At 64.2% G+C, this 17,367-nt stretch carries 20 protein-coding genes; 12 read left to right on the top strand and 8 right to left on the bottom strand.

The window, feature by feature from the left end; translation table 11 throughout:
- Positions 1–74 precede the first annotated feature (74 nt).
- The gene (locus ACHWUQ_RS01360; RefSeq protein WP_394680123.1) at positions 75–2,327 is read left to right on the top strand and encodes a RelA/SpoT family protein; all 2,253 of its coding nucleotides are present in this window, start codon (positions 75–77) and stop codon (positions 2,325–2,327) included.
- An 81-nt stretch (positions 2,328–2,408) separates the two neighbouring features.
- Here ACHWUQ_RS01360 and greB read toward each other — a convergent pair whose 3' ends face one another.
- The 5 genes from greB to ACHWUQ_RS01335 all read right to left on the bottom strand — a co-directional run bounded on the left by greB (position 2,409) and on the right by ACHWUQ_RS01335 (position 6,487).
- On the bottom strand, positions 2,409–2,969 hold the full coding sequence (greB, locus tag ACHWUQ_RS01355) for a transcription elongation factor GreB (protein ID WP_312410462.1): 561 nt from the start codon (positions 2,967–2,969) through the stop codon (positions 2,409–2,411).
- A 98-nt stretch (positions 2,970–3,067) separates the two neighbouring features.
- On the bottom strand, positions 3,068–4,579 hold the full coding sequence (locus ACHWUQ_RS01350) for an amidase (protein WP_394680122.1): 1,512 nt from the start codon (positions 4,577–4,579) through the stop codon (positions 3,068–3,070).
- Entirely contained in the window at positions 4,576–5,529 is a 954-nt protein-coding gene (locus ACHWUQ_RS01345; RefSeq protein ID WP_239811072.1) for a tripartite tricarboxylate transporter substrate binding protein, read from the bottom strand. Before ACHWUQ_RS01345 ends, ACHWUQ_RS01350 begins: the two co-directional genes overlap by 4 nt.
- Positions 5,526–6,125 carry a TetR/AcrR family transcriptional regulator gene (locus ACHWUQ_RS01340; protein WP_312410468.1) on the bottom strand — a complete coding sequence of 200 codons (600 nt, stop codon included), beginning with the start codon at positions 6,123–6,125 and terminating at the stop codon, positions 5,526–5,528. The genes ACHWUQ_RS01345 and ACHWUQ_RS01340 overlap by 4 nt, the downstream gene beginning before the upstream one ends.
- A 170-nt stretch (positions 6,126–6,295) precedes the next feature.
- Positions 6,296–6,487, bottom strand: coding sequence for a hypothetical protein (locus ACHWUQ_RS01335; RefSeq protein ID WP_312529071.1), 192 nt, complete (start codon positions 6,485–6,487; stop codon positions 6,296–6,298).
- A gap of 249 nt (positions 6,488–6,736) precedes the next feature.
- Between ACHWUQ_RS01335 and ACHWUQ_RS01330 the strand changes: the two genes are divergently transcribed.
- Genes ACHWUQ_RS01330 through ACHWUQ_RS01320 form a run of 3 tightly spaced genes read left to right on the top strand, consistent with a single transcriptional unit; the run spans position 6,737 to position 8,576 of the window.
- On the top strand, positions 6,737–7,111 hold the full coding sequence (locus ACHWUQ_RS01330) for a hypothetical protein (RefSeq protein ID WP_394680121.1): 375 nt from the start codon (positions 6,737–6,739) through the stop codon (positions 7,109–7,111).
- 50 nt (positions 7,112–7,161) lie between these two features.
- The gene (locus ACHWUQ_RS01325) at positions 7,162–7,704 is read left to right on the top strand and encodes an RNA polymerase sigma factor (RefSeq protein ID WP_239811068.1); all 543 of its coding nucleotides are present in this window, start codon (positions 7,162–7,164) and stop codon (positions 7,702–7,704) included.
- 2 nt (positions 7,705–7,706) lie between these two features.
- Positions 7,707–8,576 carry an anti-sigma factor family protein gene (locus ACHWUQ_RS01320; protein ID WP_394680120.1) on the top strand — a complete coding sequence of 290 codons (870 nt, stop codon included), beginning with the start codon at positions 7,707–7,709 and terminating at the stop codon, positions 8,574–8,576.
- 190 nt (positions 8,577–8,766) lie between these two features.
- Here ACHWUQ_RS01320 and ACHWUQ_RS01315 read toward each other — a convergent pair whose 3' ends face one another.
- The gene (locus ACHWUQ_RS01315) at positions 8,767–8,940 is read right to left on the bottom strand and encodes a hypothetical protein (RefSeq protein WP_239811066.1); all 174 of its coding nucleotides are present in this window, start codon (positions 8,938–8,940) and stop codon (positions 8,767–8,769) included.
- 464 nt (positions 8,941–9,404) lie between these two features.
- Between ACHWUQ_RS01315 and ACHWUQ_RS01310 the strand changes: the two genes are divergently transcribed.
- The 3 genes from ACHWUQ_RS01310 (at position 9,405) to ACHWUQ_RS01300 (ending at position 11,585) form a co-directional block, all read left to right on the top strand.
- Positions 9,405–9,725: an FHA domain-containing protein gene (locus ACHWUQ_RS01310; RefSeq protein WP_394680119.1), complete on the top strand. Its 321-nt coding sequence runs from the start codon at positions 9,405–9,407 to the stop codon at positions 9,723–9,725.
- A gap of 324 nt (positions 9,726–10,049) precedes the next feature.
- Positions 10,050–10,394 (top strand): hypothetical protein, encoded by a 345-nt coding sequence (locus ACHWUQ_RS01305; RefSeq protein ID WP_394680118.1) that lies wholly within the window; start codon positions 10,050–10,052, stop codon positions 10,392–10,394.
- 15 nt (positions 10,395–10,409) lie between these two features.
- Positions 10,410–11,585, top strand: coding sequence for an IPTL-CTERM sorting domain-containing protein (locus ACHWUQ_RS01300; RefSeq protein ID WP_394680117.1), 1,176 nt, complete (start codon positions 10,410–10,412; stop codon positions 11,583–11,585).
- Positions 11,586–11,603: 18 nt separating this feature from the next.
- Here ACHWUQ_RS01300 and ACHWUQ_RS01295 read toward each other — a convergent pair whose 3' ends face one another.
- Positions 11,604–12,221 (bottom strand): LysE family translocator, encoded by a 618-nt coding sequence (locus ACHWUQ_RS01295; RefSeq protein WP_394680116.1) that lies wholly within the window; start codon positions 12,219–12,221, stop codon positions 11,604–11,606.
- Positions 12,222–12,287: 66 nt separating this feature from the next.
- Here ACHWUQ_RS01295 and ACHWUQ_RS01290 point away from each other — a divergent pair, with 66 nt between their 5' ends.
- The 4 genes from ACHWUQ_RS01290 (at position 12,288) to ACHWUQ_RS01275 (ending at position 15,779) form a co-directional block, all read left to right on the top strand.
- Positions 12,288–13,211: a LysR family transcriptional regulator gene (locus tag ACHWUQ_RS01290; RefSeq protein ID WP_394680115.1), complete on the top strand. Its 924-nt coding sequence runs from the start codon at positions 12,288–12,290 to the stop codon at positions 13,209–13,211.
- A gap of 240 nt (positions 13,212–13,451) precedes the next feature.
- On the top strand, positions 13,452–14,228 hold the full coding sequence (locus ACHWUQ_RS01285; protein ID WP_312529083.1) for an SDR family oxidoreductase: 777 nt from the start codon (positions 13,452–13,454) through the stop codon (positions 14,226–14,228).
- A 99-nt stretch (positions 14,229–14,327) separates the two neighbouring features.
- The gene (locus tag ACHWUQ_RS01280) at positions 14,328–14,597 is read left to right on the top strand and encodes a hypothetical protein (protein ID WP_312451649.1); all 270 of its coding nucleotides are present in this window, start codon (positions 14,328–14,330) and stop codon (positions 14,595–14,597) included.
- Positions 14,598–14,618: 21 nt separating this feature from the next.
- Complete coding sequence (locus ACHWUQ_RS01275) at positions 14,619–15,779, top strand: low temperature requirement protein A (protein WP_394680114.1); 1,161 nt, start codon at positions 14,619–14,621, stop codon at positions 15,777–15,779.
- A gap of 331 nt (positions 15,780–16,110) precedes the next feature.
- Here the strand turns inward: ACHWUQ_RS01275 and ACHWUQ_RS01270 are convergent, their stop codons facing one another.
- Positions 16,111–16,392, bottom strand: coding sequence for a hypothetical protein (locus tag ACHWUQ_RS01270; protein WP_394680113.1), 282 nt, complete (start codon positions 16,390–16,392; stop codon positions 16,111–16,113).
- Positions 16,393–16,492: 100 nt separating this feature from the next.
- Here ACHWUQ_RS01270 and ACHWUQ_RS01265 point away from each other — a divergent pair, with 100 nt between their 5' ends.
- Positions 16,493–17,317 carry a response regulator gene (locus tag ACHWUQ_RS01265; protein WP_394680112.1) on the top strand — a complete coding sequence of 275 codons (825 nt, stop codon included), beginning with the start codon at positions 16,493–16,495 and terminating at the stop codon, positions 17,315–17,317.
- Positions 17,318–17,367: the final 50 nt, after the last annotated feature.

The raw sequence follows: 17,367 nt of genomic DNA, 5'->3' as shown, positions 1-17,367 counted from the left end.
CAAATGGCACCGAATGTCGGTGCCATTTTTCTTGGTATTCACACAAATTTGTCATCGCACGCTACAGTTAAGGCGTGAAGTCCGTGACCATCCCCTCCGCACCTGCCCAAGTCTCTGGCGTCATCGCTACCGCCGCAGCCAAGCCTGCCATGTCGTATCCGGTCGTGGTGAGTGCCTACGCCGAATTTTTGGAGAAGCTCGACTACCTCGGTGAGGCCGACCTGGCCCTGGTCGAGGAAGCATTCGAGTTTGCCGCCCAGGCCCATACCGGCCAGTTCCGCAGCAGCGGTGATCCCTACATCACCCACCCGATTGCGGTGGCGGAAATCTGCGCGAGCTGGAAACTCGACGCCCAGGCGCTGATGGCGGCGCTGATGCATGACGCGATGGAAGACTGCGGCGTCACCCGCGATGACATTGCCCGCCAGTTTGGCGACACGGTGGCCGAGCTGGTCGATGGACTGACCAAGCTGGACAAGCTCCAGTTCAACTCGCGCGAAGAGAACCAGGCCGAATCGTTCCGCAAGATGCTGCTGGCGATGGCGCGCGATGTGCGCGTCATTCTCGTCAAGCTCGCCGACCGCACGCACAACATGCGCACGATGTCCGACATGCCGCGCAGCAAGTGGGGCCGCATCTCGACCGAGACCATGGAAATCCATGTGCCGATCGCCAACCGCCTGGGCATCAACCGGGTCTACCGCGAGCTGCAGGACCTGGCCTTCAAGCACCTCTACCCCTGGCGCCATGACACCCTGGTCAAGGCGCAGGGCCGCTCGCGCAACCGGCGCAAGGATGTGGTCCAGAAGATCCATGCCGAGGTCGATTCGGCCTTTGCCAAGTCCGGTATCAAGATCCGCCTGGGCAACCAGGAAAAAACGCTTTACGCCATCTACAAGAAGATGGATGGCAAGCGCCTGTCGTTCGCACAGGTGACCGACTCCTACGCGGTGCGCGTCATCGTGCCCAACCTCATCGACTGCTATACCGCGCTGGGCGTGCTGCACCAGGTCTTCCGCCCGGTGCCTTCCAAATTCCGCGACTACATCGCCAACCCCAAATCGAACGGCTACCAGTCGCTGCACACCACCCTGGTCGGCCCCTCGGGCGTGAGCATGGATTTCCAGATCCGCACCGAGGACATGAACCTGGTCGACGAATACGGCGTGCTCACCCACTGGATGATCCAGGCGCGGGCCATGCCCAATGGCGAGCAACCGGGCAACAAATGGGTGCAATCGCTGCTCGACATCCAGGACGAGACCCGCGACGCCCATGAGTTCTGGGACAACGTGCGGGTGGACCTGTTCCCCGACTCGGTCTATGTGTTCACGCCGAAGAACCAGATGCTCACCCTGCCCCGGGGCGCGACCGTGCTGGACTTTGCCTATGCCATCCACAGCAATGTCGGCGAGCGCACACAGGGCGCACGCATCAACAACGAACAGGTGCCGCTGAGCACGGTGCTCAAGAGCGGCGATGTGGTGGAGGTATCGACCTCGCCCGATGCAGCGCCCCACCCTTCGTGGCTGTCCATCGTGCGCACCGGCCGGGCCAAATCCAAGATCCGCTATTACCTCAAGACCCAGGGCCAGAATGAAACCGCTGCGCTGGGCGAGCGCCTGCTGCTGCAAGCGCTGCGCGCCGAAGGCATCCCCCAGCTTCCCGAGGACAAGGCCGTCTGGGAACGTCTGCTGACGCGCCTGGAGGCACGCAACAAGGTGGAGTTGTTCAACGACATCGGCCAAGGCAAGCGCATTGCGGTGTTTGCCGCCAAGCAGGTGGTGGACCTGCTGGCCGAGCAAGGCCAGCGCCCCGATGCGGTGCTGCTGAGCCAGGAGCGTTTCAAAACCGGTACCAGCACGACCACCACTGCCCTGGTGCTAGACGGCTCGCCCAATGCTGCGGTCAAGTACGCCAAATGCTGCCGCCCGGTGCCGGGAGACCCGATTGCCGCCCACCTCGACCGCAATGCCGGCCTCGTGGTGCACAACGCGCAATGCGCCGTCTGCAAGCGCCTGCTGGCCAAGGATGCCGAGCATTTTGTCGATGTGGAGTGGGCCGATGAACCGGCCAGCGAGTTCGATACCGGCGTCGTGGTCACGATCAACAATGGCAAGGGAGTGCTGGGCAAGATTGCGGCAGAGATCGCGGCGATGGGCTCGGACATCACCCACATCACGATGGACGACGAAGTGGCGATGGACACGATGGCGCTGCGCTTTGTGTTGACCGTCAGGGACCGCGCGCAGGTGGAGCTGCTGCTGCGCCAGCTGGTCAAGCTGCCGTATGTGCTGCGGGCACACCGGGTGCTGCCGGCCGCCTGATGGAGGCCCGGCAACGTTCGGGACGCTCTCGCCACAACAGCGCGCCTTGATGGCGCGCTGTTGTTTTGGGGCTCCGCTCTTTCAGGAAGTCCCCGGTTCCGGGTACTGCACATCCAGCACTTCTAGCACCCGCACACCGCCCGGCGTGGGCAACTGCACCTCGTCGCCAATGCGGGCCTTGAGCAGCGCGCGCGCAATGGGCGCCACCCAGCTGACCTGGCCCCGGCTGGCGTCGGCCTCGTCAATGCCCATGATGGTAATCGCCTCCTCGCTGCCTTGCTCGTCGCAGTAGTGCACCGTCGCTCCGAAGTACACCTGGTCGCTGCCATGGTGCACGCCCGGGTCCACCACCTCGGCCGCTTCCATGCGCTTGGTCAGAAAGCGGATGCGCCGGTCAATCTCGCGCAGGCGCTTCTTGCCATACAGGTAGTCGCCATTTTCCGAGCGGTCTCCATTGCTGGCGGCCCAGTGCACCACCTCCACCACCTTGGGCCGTTCGTCATCGATCAGCTGCAGCAGCTCCTGCTCCAGCGCGCGGTAGCCCCCGGGCGTGATGTAGTTCTTGCCGCCAGCGATTGTCGGCAGTTGCGGCAGATCGTCATCGTCGTCGTTGTCCGTCTCTTTGGTAAAGGCCTTGTTCATGCCGCTATTTAAACAAAGATTGAGGAGGCTCCCTGCCAGAAAGAAAAAAGCCTGCCACCGCCATGGCAGGCTTGCCTTCAGCGGAAAGACTTCTGTGCTTACACGGCCTGGCCCACAGGGGCCTGCGCGGCGCCACCCAGCTCTGGCGGGTGGGTGACGATGCTGCGCAGCGCGGGCCGGGGCTGGGCCAACGCAGCCAGGTCGGGTCGGGGGCGGGCAAAGCCGGTGTTGTGCAGGCCCAGCTTCTCGACCGCAGCGGCCATCGCCAGCAGGCGGCCGTCCTGGTGCAGCGGGCCGATCATCTGCAGGCCAAAAGGCATGCCCGCCTCGTCACGGCCGCAGGGCAACGACAGCGCCGGGTTGGTCGCCAGGGTCACCACATAGGTCAGGCTCAGCCATTCGTAGTAGTTGCGCTGGGTGTGGCCATCCACCTCCTGCGCATAGAGCTGCGTCCAGGGGAAGGGCGACAGCGGCGTCACCGGCGCCAGCACCAGGTCGTATTGCTCAAACGTGCGCTGGAACAAACGCTGGATGCGGGTCTGCGCCAGGTGCGCCCAGGCCCGGTCGCCCAGGCTGATGCTGGCGGCCATCTCCACATTGGCCAGCACATTGGGGCCCAGGGTTTCGGGGGCCGTTCGGTAGGTATCGGCAAACGCGGCGACAAAGCTCTCGGCGCGGATGATGTCAAAGCAGCGGTGCGCCTCTTCCAGATTCCAGGGCAAGGCGTCCATGCAGGCCACCTCGCCAGCCAAGGCCTGCACCCGCTGGCGAAAGGCGCGGCGCACCACAGGGTCCACCGCGCAGGTGCCAAAGTCCTCGGTGTAGGCCACGCGCAGGCCGCGCAGGTCCATCTCGGGCACAGGCCAGACGGGTGCATGGCGCACGCCCATGCTCAGCGGATCCATCGGGTGCGGGCCCATGCTGGCCTGCATCATCAGCGCGGTATCGGCCACATCACGGCCCATGGGGCCGAGCACCGAGATCGCCGACCAGCCCAGCGGGCGGTCATCATTGGCAATCAGGCCCGGCGACGGGCGCAGGCCGACCACGCCACACAGCGCCGCCGGAATGCGCAGTGAGCCGCCGGTGTCCGAGCCGGTGCAGAGCGGAAACATGCCGGTCGCCAGCGCTGCGGCCGAGCCGCCCGATGAGCCACCGGCATTCAGATCCGGGTTGAAGGGGTTGCCGGTAGCGCCCCAGACCGGGTTGCGGCTGTTGGCACCGGCGCCCATGTCTGGCGTATTGGTCTTGGCCGTCACGATCGCGCCCTGGGCACGCAGCCGGGCCACGAAGGCATTGTCTTTGACGGGCACATGGCCTCGCAGCCGCACATTGCCGCTGGTCGTCAGCAGGCCTTCGGTAGCCTGCAAGTCCTTCACGCCCAACGGCAGGCCATGGAGCAGCGGCAGCTGGCTGCGCCGCCCCACCTGCGCTTCTGCCAGCTGGGCAGCGCTGCGGGCCCGCTCGAAATCGGTCGCGCAGAGCGCATTCACCGCCGGGTTGATGGCCTGCATGCGGGCGATGCAATCATCGAGCAGTTCGACCGGCGAGATCTGCCGGCTCTGGATCAGACTGCGCAACTCAACGGCGCTGTGTTCTACCAGACTCATTGCGTGGCCAATCCCAGTTTGTCGATCAAAGGCTTCCAGACGGCGATGTCGCGCTCGGCAAAGCCCAGCACATCGGCAGGCTGGCTGCGCATCAGGGTCACGCCCATCTTGTCCATGCTGTTGGCATAGACCGGGTCGCTGTAGCACTGGTTGGTGGCGTCGTTCAAGGTCTTGATCACCTCTGGCGGCGTGCCCTTCTTGGCCACCACCGCAATCCAGGACGGCCGCGCCAGCACGGCCGGCCCACCGGCCTCGGCAATCGTCGGCACCTCGGGCAATACGGCCGAGCGCTGGCTGGCAAACACCGCCAGCGGTACCAGCTTGCCGGCCTTGACCTGGGGCGCTGCCGTGTTCAGCACCAAGGTCATCGCCTGGATCTGCTGGCCCATCAGCGCTGTCAGGCCAGCGCTCTCGCCGACAAAGGGCACATGGGTGGCGGGCCAGTGCATCGCATCGGTCAATGCGGTGGTCAGCAGATGCGCGGGGCTGCCCTTGCCGGGCGAGCCAAAGTTGAGCCCGCCGGCCTGGGACCGGGCCACCTTTTCCAGATCAGCCAGCTTGCTGATGCCCGCCCCCGCCGGCACCACCAGCACCAGCGGCGACGAGCCAATCATCGCCACGCCGGCAAAGTCCTTCAGCGGGTCATAGGGCATCTGCGTGTGCACATAAGGGGTGATCGTCATCTGCGACATGCCGATCGTCATTGCAAACGAGCCATCGGCCGCCTGGCCCTTGAGGTAGTTGATGGCCAGGATGCCGTTGGCACCGGGCTTGTTCTGGACCACCACCGGGCGCCCCATCAGCCGCCCGGCGCATTCGCCCCAGGCGCGCGTCATGGCGTCCGAGCCGCTGCCTGGCGGCTGCTGCGCGATCACCTGCAGGGGGCTTTGTGCGGCGGCACCGAGCGCCCAGGCTGACAGGCCGCAGGCAAGAAGGGATGCTCTGATCAAGGGGACACCTCGCTGGAAAATGATTGAAGTAGCAGGGACAGCTGCTGCAGTTGCTGGTCAATGGCAGCCGGGCTGGAAAACGGCGCGACGACACCCAGGCCGCGCAGACAGGACAGCACCAGCTGGCAGCGCGCTGCGCCATCGGGCGCCGCTGCCCATTCGGGAAAGCTACCGCACAGGCGCTGCTGCAGCTGCTCATTGATGAGGGCGCGCTCGGCGCGGATATGGGCGACGATGTCCTCGTCAGCACGCACGGCCAGGTAAGCCTCCCAGGCCACCGCAAAGCGCGGCTGGCCATAGAGCCGGTGCCAGGCCTCGTGCACAAAATGGTCGGCACGCCGCCGCATGGACCAGCGCGGCGATGGCCAGAAGCTGTCGTCGGTATCGATCTTCTGCACCAGCCGCCGGATGATCTGCAGCATCAGCTCGGCCTTCGACGAGAAGTGGTGCTGCACCGCCCCGGTGGTCATCCCCGCCATGCGGGCCACCTCATGCATCGACAGGCTGGCAATGCCTTTGGCCTGCATCACATCGAGTGCAGCATCCATCAGGCGCTCACGCGTCTGTTCGCTTTTGATTTGGTGCAGGTTCGGCACAACGGGTCTCCTGAAATACATTATGTGTGTAATGTAATTTCGGAGAAATCCGGGTTTGGCCTAGGAGCGCAGCTTTGCACCGTGCATCGGGCGCTTGCAAGCTCGCGCGGGTGTCACCGCTTCGCTGCGCCGGCCGCACAAGCGATGCGGGCAGCACCGCTGCACAGCGCTCAGAAAAGATCGGTGAGCAAGGCCAGTTCCGCCAGAAACGCCTGCATCTGCGGGCTCGCCTCTTCGCCAGGCGCCAGCAAGCCATGCTTGTGCGCCAGTTGCCGGAACACCGAGGCGGCAGCCAGTTGCGGCAGTGCTGCACCACCGTCCCCTCCGGCATCGCTCAGGTTGTCATGTGCCAGTTCAATCATGCAAACTCCTCTCTTCTTATCGGATGCCAGCGCGCACGGCGCAGGCCATGGCTGGTCTTTAAACTGTATAAATATACAGTATCAGAGAAAGATTGCGCACCACATTGGCAGCCATCCAGCGCTGCATGGGCGGGCACTGCCCCTCAGCGCCTGCAGAGCGCGCAAAGAATTTTCAAGGGGCGGGAATAAAGCGGCACTGCCATTCGTCCATAGCAGTGTTCTTCCACCCCCACTTGAAAAATCTTTGCGATGAAAAACCTCCAAGTCTCCCTGGTCGCCCTGTCTTTGGCTGCACTGCTGGCGCCTATCGCACAGGCCGAGCCGGTGGCCAGGATGGCCAATGGCCTGCTGGTCAATGCCAGCGGCATGACGCTCTACACCTTCGACAAGGACGTTGCCGGCAGCAACAAGAGCATGTGCAACGGCCCCTGCATCGCGCTGTGGCCCGCAGTGGCGGCAGCGGCCAGTGCCAAGCCAGAAGGCGACTACAGCATCATCACCCGCGATGACGGCAGCCTGCAGTGGGCGTACAAGGGCAAGCCGCTCTATACCTATACTGCGGACAAGAAGGCAGGCGACGCCACCGGCGACAACTTCAAGGACGTCTGGCACGTCGTCAGGTAAGCGCCCGCTGCTGCCGGCCACCCACCCACGCCCCCAAAGCTACAGCACCCATGCGCGCACAGGACGAAGCGGAGATCGTCGCCTGCATCCCCAGCCTGCGGCGCTATGCGCGCGGCCTGGTCTCCGACCCCGACCGGGCCGACGACCTGGTGCAGGACACATTGGAGCGCGCCTGGTCGCGCTTTTCCATGTGGCAAAAGCGCAATGAGGTGCGCGCCTGGATGTTCGGCATCATGCACAACCATTTCATCGACCGCCTGCGCGCCCAGCGCAGCCGGCCCGAGGACAGCGCGGGCGACGACCTGCCCGAGCTGCCCCAGCGGCCCCAGCAGGCCGATGCGCTGGAAGTGCGTGACCTGGACCGCCTGCTGCAGCGCCTGCCGCCCGAGCAGCGCGAAGTGCTGCTGCTCATCAGTGTCGAGGAGATGAGCTACCAGGAAGTGGCACAGATCACCGGCGTGCCGCTGGGCACGGTGATGTCGCGGCTCTCGCGGGCACGCGCCCGGCTGCGCGACGAAATGGCCAGCCAGGGCCAGAGCAAGGAGCAGGACAAAGTCAGCCATGCAGCGCAAAGAATCCAACGGGTGAAGTGACCATGGACAAGAACCCTCTTCAAGCCCTGGACGCCAGTCCCCTACCGCCGGTGACCGAAGCCGATCTGCATGCCTATGTGGACCGGCAATTGCCCAGCGCACGCCGCCTTCAGGTCGAGCACTACCTGCACGAGCACCCGGAAGAACGCGCCCGTGTGGAGGATTGGCAGCAGCAGAATGCGCGGCTGCGCGACATGCTGGCACCCGTGATGGACGAGCCCTTGCCGATGGGCCTGCCCTTGCGCGCTGCGCACAGCGCAATGCCCTGGCGCAGCCTGGCCGCCGGCTTGCTGGTGGCGGTCATCAGTGCCGGCGCTGCCTGGTCGGTCCGGGGCGCCGTCGATGCCAAGGCCATCCAGCTCGCCATCGCTGGCCGGCCCGCAGCCCCCACCCCGGAATCCGCCCAGCCCCAGCTGCTGCCGGCCAGCGGCACGGCCTTGAGCGGCTTCGCCCAGCGCGCCGCGATTGCCCATAGCGTCTACAGCCCGGATGTGCGGCGGCCGGTGGAAATCGGGGCCGAGCAAGAGCAGTCGCTGGTGACCTGGCTGACCAAGCGCACCGGCGCGAACGTACGCCCTCCTGCGCTTCAGGCGCTGGGCTACCACCTGATGGGTGGCCGTCTGCTGCCCGGCGGCAGCGGCCCGGTCGCGCAGTTCATGTACGAGAGTGGGTCAGGTCTGCGCCTGACGCTGTATGTGACGCGCGAAGTGGCGCTGCAGAACGACGCACAGTTCAGGTTTGGCCAGGAGGGACCGGTCAATGTCTTTTACTGGGTGGAGAACCACCTGGGTTACGCCATTGCGGCCGAGGCAGACCGGACCGAGCTGATGCGCGTGTCACAAGCGGTCTACCAGCATTTGCAGCAGGATTGACCCAGGCGCCGCAGAACCTCCAGCGCGGTCAGGGCCGCGCCCGGACTGCGCCAGGTGCGCCGGGCCGCGTCACGCTGCTGTGCCACGCGGCGCAGCAACCGTTGTAATAAAGCCGTTGCCCGCGTGGGCGGCGCATGCAAGAGGTCTGTGGGACTGGGAGTGAGCCGCATGCGCCCGGCATGAAACCGAATCAACCGCCCAACGGCTTGGGGTGCTGCATCGCCGCCAGCCGGCGGTACTTCTCGAAAGTCTTGCTGATGTCGGTGGAGACCGAAGGCACATAGCGCTTCGCTTTCTCGCCGCGATGGGCCACCAGCGGCCGCGTCGGCATGGTCAGCATCGGAAATGAGGGCTGGTTTTGCATACCCAACTCCTTTCACAAAGGACTTATTCATCGATTCAGTCAATGATTTAAGAATGTAAGCCTTGGTTGCGCAAAGTCAAGAAGTCCCCGGCCATCGTGGCGCGCTTGGTTGTAATTAATTGCAAACCAGCCGCCCTGCTCTGCGTACCACCCCATCTCAAACCGCGTCGCTGCCGCCATACGGTTGCAGCCGCCCAACCCCGGCAAGGAGCGTGCCCGGCGGTACGGTGTCCCGTTCACCGCCCCCAAAAATCGGCTGGTTGCAACGCGTGGCGCGAGCCCGGGTCCGCAGGCCATCCCTGCATAGGCCGCGTGGGCTCGCGCAGCGCCTCCGGCATTTTTTTGCCCGTATGCCGATTAGAAATTGCTGACAATCCATTTGAATAAATTCATAGAGAATTCTTCTATAGAGATACCGTTTCGCCCCGTTCCCGGGGGGAGTCTTTGGGGAGAGGAGGTGCACCATGCAGCCGGTTATTCAACTTCGGTCGTCGAGGACCTCAGCGTCCAGCCTGCTGCAGCTCGGCAAGGGCCGCACCCAGATCGGGCGGGGTGCCGGTTGCGGGCTGCGGCTGCAGTACCAGGGGGTCAGCCGGGACCATGGTGCCTTCACCTACTACATCGGATTGCTGATGGTCGAGGACCATGACAGCACCAACGGCATCTTTGTCAACGGCGTGCGGGTCAAGCGCCAGGTGCTGTACGCAGGAGATCGCGTCACCGTCGGGCCCATCGAGATCTATATCCAGAATGGCTCGGCCGCGCCATCCACGGCCACCGCATGATCGCTTCCGCCGCCTGTTTGCCCGCAGCCTTTACGCCGTCACAGCTCCGCTTTATTCAATGGGCACGGGAGGATGGCCTCTGTCCGGAGGTCCGCGAGCCAGCGGCGCCCCGTTTTATTTCTGCGACAGATGGATGAAAACTTTTAAGCGCCGGTTTGAACCGGGTGGGCCTGGTGATAATTATTACGTTTAGCCACATAAGTGGTTTCTGTTAACGCGGTTCCGGCGGGGATTCGACCCCCGGCCCCGGGCCGAATCCTGATGGAAATGGGTCCAACAATGCATGCAGCTTGGGGTGTGGGACAGGGTTACTTTCGCGGGTGCATGGGCGCCTTGCTGCTGGCGGGCGCAGCCGGGCCCAGCCTGGCGCAGTCGTATGTCAATGCCCCGAGCAGCTACCTGGGCGTGGACGGGTTGGTGGCAGGCTGGATGAGCAATCGCCCACCGGGAACCCTGACCCAGGACTGGTATCCGGGCTCCGGTGAAGCCAGCACAGGGGCGGGGCCCGTATCAGGCCCGACACATGACGTGGTGTTTCTGTCCAGCACCGGCCCACAGCGCTTTGGCACCGGTCTGAGCGCCAGCCCGGACCCCACCTACCCCGATTTCCAGGTGATCTCCGGCCTGACCACGGATACGGCCGACGGCGCAAAGCTCGCCCAGCAGTAGATAGAGTTTCCCTTTGTGACCGGCACCATGCGGTATGCGGACACCAGCCCATCGGCTGCGCTGTTCTATGTGAATGGGGCCTTCACGGCCAAACGCTGGAACCTCAACGGCAATACGCATCCTCGCGCCTTCGGCTACGCCGCCTACCTCGTCGATGGTGACGGCAATGCCGTCAGCGCGCTGCTGCAGCAGACCGACGATGTCAGCACGGTAGCGGGAGACGACTTTCAATTTGTCCGTGCCCCCGACGGCCCGGGCCCCGGTATCACCCTGCAGCCGGGGTCGGCCTATGCGTTGCGCTTCTACCTGTACCGCACGGCCGCCAACACCGATGGCAAGGCATCCTGGGATGACACCTTGTTCACGATGAGCCGCCAGACCCTGGCAGAAATCATCGTGGGCGCCAGCGCCATCACGGCCGCGCCCGCTGGCACCCAGAACCACTACAGCTACAGTTTCAACGTCTACAACCATGGCCCCGACGCGACCCGGGCCGTCGTATCCGACCCCTTGCCGGCGACGGCAAACGGGGCCTCGGCGACCTGGTCATGCACGTTGCAGCCATCGGGCTCGCCCTGCGCCACACCCTCGGGCAATGGCCCCATCAGCGCGGTGGTCCAAGCGTTGAACTCCGGCGAAACCGCGCTTTACACCGTAACCTGGACCGGCCCGGGTGTCACCACCGCAAGCACGCATACGGTGACTGCGCAACCGGAAGCAGGCAGCCCCACGGACCCCATCAGCACCAACAATGCGGCTGAGCTGTCGCTGGTGCCACCCACCATCACGGCGGTGGACGATGTGGTGACCCTGGGCACGAACACCGCCAGCGCTACCACGCCCGTGGCCAGCAATGACACCAGCAGCGGTGGGGCGGTGGACCCGGCCACCGTCACCGTCGTCACGCCCCCGGCTGCGGGCACGGTCAGTTGCGCGTCGGGCATTTGCACCTATGTACCGCCCGCAGGCGGACTGGCCAGCCCCGTGAGCTACCAGTACAACATTTGTCTCGCAGCGCCCAACCAGACTATCTGCGCGACGGCCACGGTGCGCGTGTCGGCGGCACAGCCCAATGCCCAGCCGGCAACGCCCACCCCTGTGCCGGCGACCGGGGCGTATGCCCTCTCGCTGCTGGCCGTGCTGCTGGGCCTGCTGGGAATACGCCAGAGCCGCCGGTCCAGCGCGCAGTGATGGCGCGGTGCGCGGCGCTCAACGGGTGCCGCCCGAGAGCGCCAGCAGCACCCCAAATCCCACCAGCAAGCCGCCAAATGCGCGGTCGATCCAGTGGCGCGCCGCCAGCAGGTGGCTGCGCACCGCACCGGCAGAAAAGCACAGTGCCACCAGGCTGAACCAGGCGACATGTGCGGCCGAGATGAACGCGCCATAGCCCAGTTGCAGCGACAGCGGCGTGCCGGGCCGCACCACCTGCAAAAACAGGCTCACGATGAAGACCGTGGTCTTGGGGTTCAACGCATTGGTCAGAAAACCGGTACGCAAAACCGCCCCATCGGACAACGGCGCACTTGCGGCCTCGGGCACCCCGTTCGAAGGCCGGGTGCGCAGCATCTTGACACCGAGATAGACCAGATAGGCGGCCCCGGCAAGCTTGATCGCATGGAACAACCACAACGACTGCTGGATCAGCAGCCCCAGGCCCAGCAAGGTGTAGCCCACATGGACCAGCACGCCCAGCCCGATGCCCACGGCTGTCAGCACGCCTGCGCGGCGCGACAGCAGCAGGCTGTTGCGTGACACCATCGCAAAATCCGGCCCCGGGCTGATCACCGCGAGCAAGGTGATGGTGATAACAGCTAACAGTTCAGTCATCGCGTATCCTGTACAAAATCAAAAAACAGGCCGCATGGTGCCTGCAATGGCGCGCGATGAAAAACGATGATTTCTGACAAGTTTGGTGAATCTGGATCACATACCCAGCAACGCCGCCTGCCGTCGCTGCTGGCGCTGCGCTGCTTTGAAGCGGCCGCCCGGCTGGAGAACTTCAGCCGCGCTGCCGACGAGCTGCATGTGACCCATGGCGCCGTCAGCCGGGCCGTGCGCCTGCTGGAAGAGGACCTGGGCCGGGCGCTGTTCGAGCGGCGCAGCCGCCGCGTCTACCTCACCGCCGACGGGCGCATGCTGGCCCATGCCGTCAGCCAGGGGCTGGACCTGATGCGCGATGCCGTGGCTGAGCTGCGTGCCCGCGCGCGACAGAACCAGCGCTGGGTGCTGTCCTGCGAGCCCACGCTGCTGATGCGCTGGCTGATCCCGCGCTGGCCGGATTTCCAGGCCCGCCACCCCGGGCTGGAGCTGCACCTGGTGGCTGGCGGTGGCCCTTTCTCCTTTGCCAGTGGCATCGATCTGGCAATTCGCCGCGACGACTTTGCCTGGCCCGCAGGCTGCCATGCCGAGCCCCTGTTTGCAGAACGCACGGGCCCGGTCTGCCGCCCCGACCGGCAAGCGGCATGGTTCCGCACCGGCAAGGGCAGCCCCCGCCTTCATGCCCAGGCACCGCTACTGCATACGCACACCCGGCCCGGCGCATGGCAGGATTGGGCACAGGCTTCGGGACAGCCGCTGCTCCCCGCAAGCGGGCAAAGCTTCGAGCATTTCTATTTCAGCCTGCAAGCCGCCGTTGCGGGCCTGGGGGTGGCCATCGGTCCCTGGCATCTGGTGCAGGACGACATCGCCAACGGCCTGCTTGTCGCCCCGATGGGCTTTGTGGACGACGGCTCCCGGTACTGCCTGCTGTCACCGCAGCCATGGACGCCGGGCAGCGTGCAGGCTGATGTGCTGACCTGGCTGCGCGCGGCGGCTTAGCCTGGCCGGCATGGTCCGCCAGCCAGCGCGGCGGCCCCCTGGCGGCGTAGCCGAAGAGCCCGCCCACTGATGGGAATGACTGGCGCCAACCGCACCAGCAGGCGTCGAATGCAAAAAAACAATGGCTTTCCGTCCAGTTAGCAAAAACTTTATCGGTTTAGCAAATTCGATTGATTGAATAAGACAATAAAAATCTCCACTGTGATACCACCGATCCACATCACTTTTTGGAGATGAACCATGCGCAAAGCCCACACCGTCCAAGACAAGGTTGTATTGATTGCCGGCGGCGGAAAGAACCTGGGCGGCCTGATCGCGCGCGACCTGGCAGGCCAGGGTGCGAAAGCGGTTGCCATCCACTACAACAGCGCCGCCAGCCGTGACGAGGCGCTGGCCACCGTGGCCGCCGTCGAAAAGCTGGGCGCCAAGGCGGTTGCACTGCAAGGCAATCTGAGCAGCGCAGCGGCCGTGCAAAAGCTGTTTGCCGATACGGTGACAGCGCTGGGCCGCCCCGATATCGCCATCAACACGGTCGGCAAGGTACTCAAGAAGCCAATGGTCGAGATCTCCGAGGCGGAATTCGACGAGATGTCCAATGCCAACAGCAAGGCGGCATTCTTCTTTCTGAAGGAAGCGGGCCTGCACCTCAACGACAACGGCAAGATCGTCACGCTGGTCACCTCGCTGCTGGGGGCCTTTACCCCGTTCTACTCCTCCTATGCCGGCACCAAGGCGCCGGTGGAGCACTACACCCGTGCTGCGGCCAAGGAGTTTGGCGCGCGTGGCATCTCGGTCACTGCCGTGGGTCCCGGTCCGATGGACACCGCCTTCTTCTACCCCGCCGAAGGGTCCGATGCGGTGGCCTACCACAAGACTGCGGCCGCGCTGTCGGGCTTCAGCAAGACCGGCCTGACCGATATCGAGGATGTCGTCCCCTTCATCCGCCACCTGGTCACCGATGGCTGGTGGATCACCGGCCAGACGATTCTGATCAACGGCGGCTATACGACCAAGTAAGACCCGGCTGCCGTGGGGGCGACCGCGCCTCCCCGGCGGTAATCCGCACGTTGCCGTGCACGCGGGGTCCCCTTTCTTCCAACGCTTGAAAGTCTCGATATGCATGTACTGATGGTGACCGGTGGCGGTCTGTTGCTGCTCGGGGTGTTTGTGCTGTTTGGCTGGCTGTGGTCGGCCAGCGCCGTTGGCATGGTTGTGGCGGCCAAGCTGTTCATGCCGGTATGGCTGGTCCTGGCCTGCACCAATATGTGGGTGGGTGTCACCCAGGCTGGGTACAGCGTGCGCGAGGAGGCGCTGATCCTGCTCATCGTGCTGATGGTGCCGGTGCTGCTGGCAGTCTTTGTCACCCGCATCTTTGCCTCCAGCTGAAACGCCGCTCAAAGGAATTCCATGCCCATCACACCCGCCATCTCACAAGGGTTGCTGCGCCAGCGCGACGGTCACCACGCGCGGGTGACCTATGAGGAACTGTTTTTCGACCTGGTCTACGTGTTCGCCGTGACCCAGCTGAGCCACCAGCTGCTGCACCATCTGACGTTCAACGGCGTGGCGCAGACCCTGGTCCTGTGGTTTGCCGTATGGCTGGGCTGGCAGTACACCTGCTGGGTGACCAACTGGTTCGACCCGGAAACCTTCCAGATCCGAGGCATGCTGTTTTGCACGATGCTGCTGGGCCTGCTGATGGCTTCCAGCATTCCCGAGGCCTTTGCCGAGCGGGGACTTGTCTTTGCACTGGCCTATGCCGCCATGCAGGTGGGGCGCACGGCATTTATCTGGCGCCAGCTGCCCGCAGGTGACCCGCTGGCGCTGAACTACCGCCGCATGCTCGGCTGGGTCTGCATTTCTGCGGTGTTCTGGATAGCCGGCGCCCTGGCCGCGCCTGATACGCGGCTGCTGCTGTGGCTGGTCGCTGTGCTCTGCGAGTACGTGTCGCCGATGTTTGGCTTTGCGCTGCCCGGCCTGGGCCGCAGCCACACGCAAGACTGGACCATCGAAGGCGGCCACCTGGCCGAGCGCTGCCAGCTGTTCGTCATCGTGGCACTGGGCGAGACCCTGCTGGCCAGCGGCGCCACGTTGGCCGACACCGGGATCTGGAACTGGGAGGTGCTGATGGCGCTGGCCGCCACCTTTATCGGCACCTTGGCGATGTGGTGGCTGTACTTTGGCACCTCCAGCAAGGATGCCACCGCAGCCATCACCCATGCCGAAGACCCGGGCCGCATCGGCGCCTATTTCCACTACGTGCATGCCATCCTGATCGCGGGCGTCATCGCCACGGCCGTCGGCAACGACCTGGTATTGGCGCATCCCCATGCACAGGCGGCTGTTCCGCAGATTGCGATCCTGCTGGCCGGACCTGCGATCTATCTGCTGGGCAGCGCCATCTACAAGAAGGTCGTCTACGGCAGCCTGCCCGCGTCGCACTGGATCGGCGCGCTGCTGCTGCTGGCGCTGGTGCCGCTGAGCGAGTTCTTCAATCTGCTGGTGCTCGGCTGGCTGACCACGGCGCTGATCCTGGGAATCGCATTCTGGGATACCTACGACGCCTAGCCTTGCAGCGCAAGCCGTATGCACCAGCCGATGGGCGGGCAAAAACCTGGTGGTGTCCCAGCTGCGGCGCTGGCTGATGTCGGAGACCTGCCGCCCACCCCATGTCCAGACGCTGGTAGCCGCCGGCAGTGCCTTGAACACCATCGATCACTGGCGACCTTTCGGGAGATGCGGCCGTTCGCCGCTGCAGTGACCAAAGCGTCATTTGTTCGCTGTCCGAACCCGGGCCATAGACCTGCGCAATCAGATCCGTTATTTGGTATTTCTATAAATCTTTTGAATTTTTATCATTACCAAAGGAATGTCTTCATAACAAATACGTCCTAAAGCTTTACACAGCCATTTCAGTCCGGTTTTCACTGCCGCAGGCGGCATTTGTCTGACGCTCGCGCACCGCCGAAACGGCCGCTTTTGCGCCATCCCCGGCGCGCAGCGATACCGAAATGGCGTGGCTGTGTAAGTCCTCAAACCCAAAGGCCATGCGGGTTTCGCGCCATGTCCGATCTGCTGGCAACGCGCGGATGAGGCGGCTTTCCGCCGCGCTGATGCAGCGGCTAGCAGTGCCCCGTTGCAGCTGCAAGCAGGTGGATACCAAGCTCACGTAAATTGACATTGATGCAGCGCAACAAATTAAAAGCTGGCACCGCCATGTGTGACAATTCACAACGAAAACAGGTGATTAAAGGCTTCCAAAAACTATGAGTCACGGTGATATGCAATCTCCACATATATTGATCGTGGACGATGATCCCGACCAGTTGCGTTTGCTGGTCGCTGCACTGCGCAATAGCGCCTACCGGGTCAGCGTGGCACTCAATGGGGACCAGGGCTATGCACGGGCAGCGGTGCTGCTGCCCGATCTGATTTTGCTGGACGTGCGCATGCCGGGGCGCAACGGCATCACGATCGCGCGCCTGCTCAAGACCAACCCGGCGACCCAGCATATTCCGATCATCTTCCTGTCGGCGCTCGTTGACCAGGACGACCGGCTGTCCGGGCTGCGCGCCGGCGGTGTGGACTACATCACCAAGCCCTTTTTCGTCGAAGAGATCCAGGAGCGGATCCGCATCCATCTGACGCTGTCAAAGCCCGCCGTGCTGCAGGGCGCCCCGGCTGCACAGCCGGGCCAGGCTGCGCCACTGGCACTCCCCCCGGGCCAGTCTCCGGCCAACCTGACCCTCAAGCAGGTGGCCACGGAATTCATCCTCAGCCATATCCAGGATCCAGCGTTGAAAAGCTCCGACGTGGCGGCCAGCCTGGGGCTTTCCATCAGACGCCTGAACATGGTGTTCGAGGCCTGTGATGGCCTGTCGGCCTTTGAATTCATCCGGCAGGAGCGCATGCGCCGGGCGGCGCTGATGCTGGCACAAAGCACGTTGAGCATTGCCGATGTGGCCCTTGAAGTGGGCTACTTGAACTCGGCCAACTTCTCCACCGAGTTCAAGAAGTTCTGGCAGAAATCCCCGACGCAGCTGCGCGCCGAATGCCAGGCCAACCCTGAAGTCCTGCAGAACCTGGTGGCCTCCAAGTTCCACTGACACCGGGTCTCCTGCCTCTGTGTGCGGGCTGCCCCTCGGGCGGCCCGCCT

The sequence above is a fragment of the uncultured Comamonas sp. genome (assembly GCF_964277875.1).
GTDB classification, from domain to species: Bacteria; Pseudomonadota; Gammaproteobacteria; order Burkholderiales; family Burkholderiaceae_C; genus Comamonas; species Comamonas sediminis.
This window is presented reverse-complemented; position numbering and strand designations above follow the sequence as displayed.

Coding starts and splice junctions, on each gene's coding strand:
- ACHWUQ_RS01270 (WP_394680113.1), bottom strand. CDS start 16,392: ATGTCAATTTACGTGAGCTTGGTATCCACCTGCTTGCAGCTGCAACGG.
- ACHWUQ_RS01295 (WP_394680116.1), bottom strand. CDS start 12,221: ATGACTGAACTGTTAGCTGTTATCACCATCACCTTGCTCGCGGTGATC.
- ACHWUQ_RS01290 (WP_394680115.1), top strand. CDS start 12,288: ATGATTTCTGACAAGTTTGGTGAATCTGGATCACATACCCAGCAACGC.
- ACHWUQ_RS01335 (WP_312529071.1), bottom strand. CDS start 6,487: ATGATTGAACTGGCACATGACAACCTGAGCGATGCCGGAGGGGACGGT.
- ACHWUQ_RS01305 (WP_394680118.1), top strand. CDS start 10,050: ATGGGCGCCTTGCTGCTGGCGGGCGCAGCCGGGCCCAGCCTGGCGCAG.
- ACHWUQ_RS01280 (WP_312451649.1), top strand. CDS start 14,328: ATGCATGTACTGATGGTGACCGGTGGCGGTCTGTTGCTGCTCGGGGTG.
- ACHWUQ_RS01310 (WP_394680119.1), top strand. CDS start 9,405: ATGCAGCCGGTTATTCAACTTCGGTCGTCGAGGACCTCAGCGTCCAGC.
- ACHWUQ_RS01285 (WP_312529083.1), top strand. CDS start 13,452: ATGCGCAAAGCCCACACCGTCCAAGACAAGGTTGTATTGATTGCCGGC.
- ACHWUQ_RS01330 (WP_394680121.1), top strand. CDS start 6,737: ATGAAAAACCTCCAAGTCTCCCTGGTCGCCCTGTCTTTGGCTGCACTG.
- ACHWUQ_RS01315 (WP_239811066.1), bottom strand. CDS start 8,940: ATGCAAAACCAGCCCTCATTTCCGATGCTGACCATGCCGACGCGGCCG.
- ACHWUQ_RS01265 (WP_394680112.1), top strand. CDS start 16,493: ATGCAATCTCCACATATATTGATCGTGGACGATGATCCCGACCAGTTG.
- ACHWUQ_RS01325 (WP_239811068.1), top strand. CDS start 7,162: ATGCGCGCACAGGACGAAGCGGAGATCGTCGCCTGCATCCCCAGCCTG.
- ACHWUQ_RS01350 (WP_394680122.1), bottom strand. CDS start 4,579: ATGAGTCTGGTAGAACACAGCGCCGTTGAGTTGCGCAGTCTGATCCAG.
- greB (WP_312410462.1), bottom strand. CDS start 2,969: ATGAACAAGGCCTTTACCAAAGAGACGGACAACGACGACGATGACGAT.
- ACHWUQ_RS01320 (WP_394680120.1), top strand. CDS start 7,707: ATGGACAAGAACCCTCTTCAAGCCCTGGACGCCAGTCCCCTACCGCCG.
- ACHWUQ_RS01275 (WP_394680114.1), top strand. CDS start 14,619: ATGCCCATCACACCCGCCATCTCACAAGGGTTGCTGCGCCAGCGCGAC.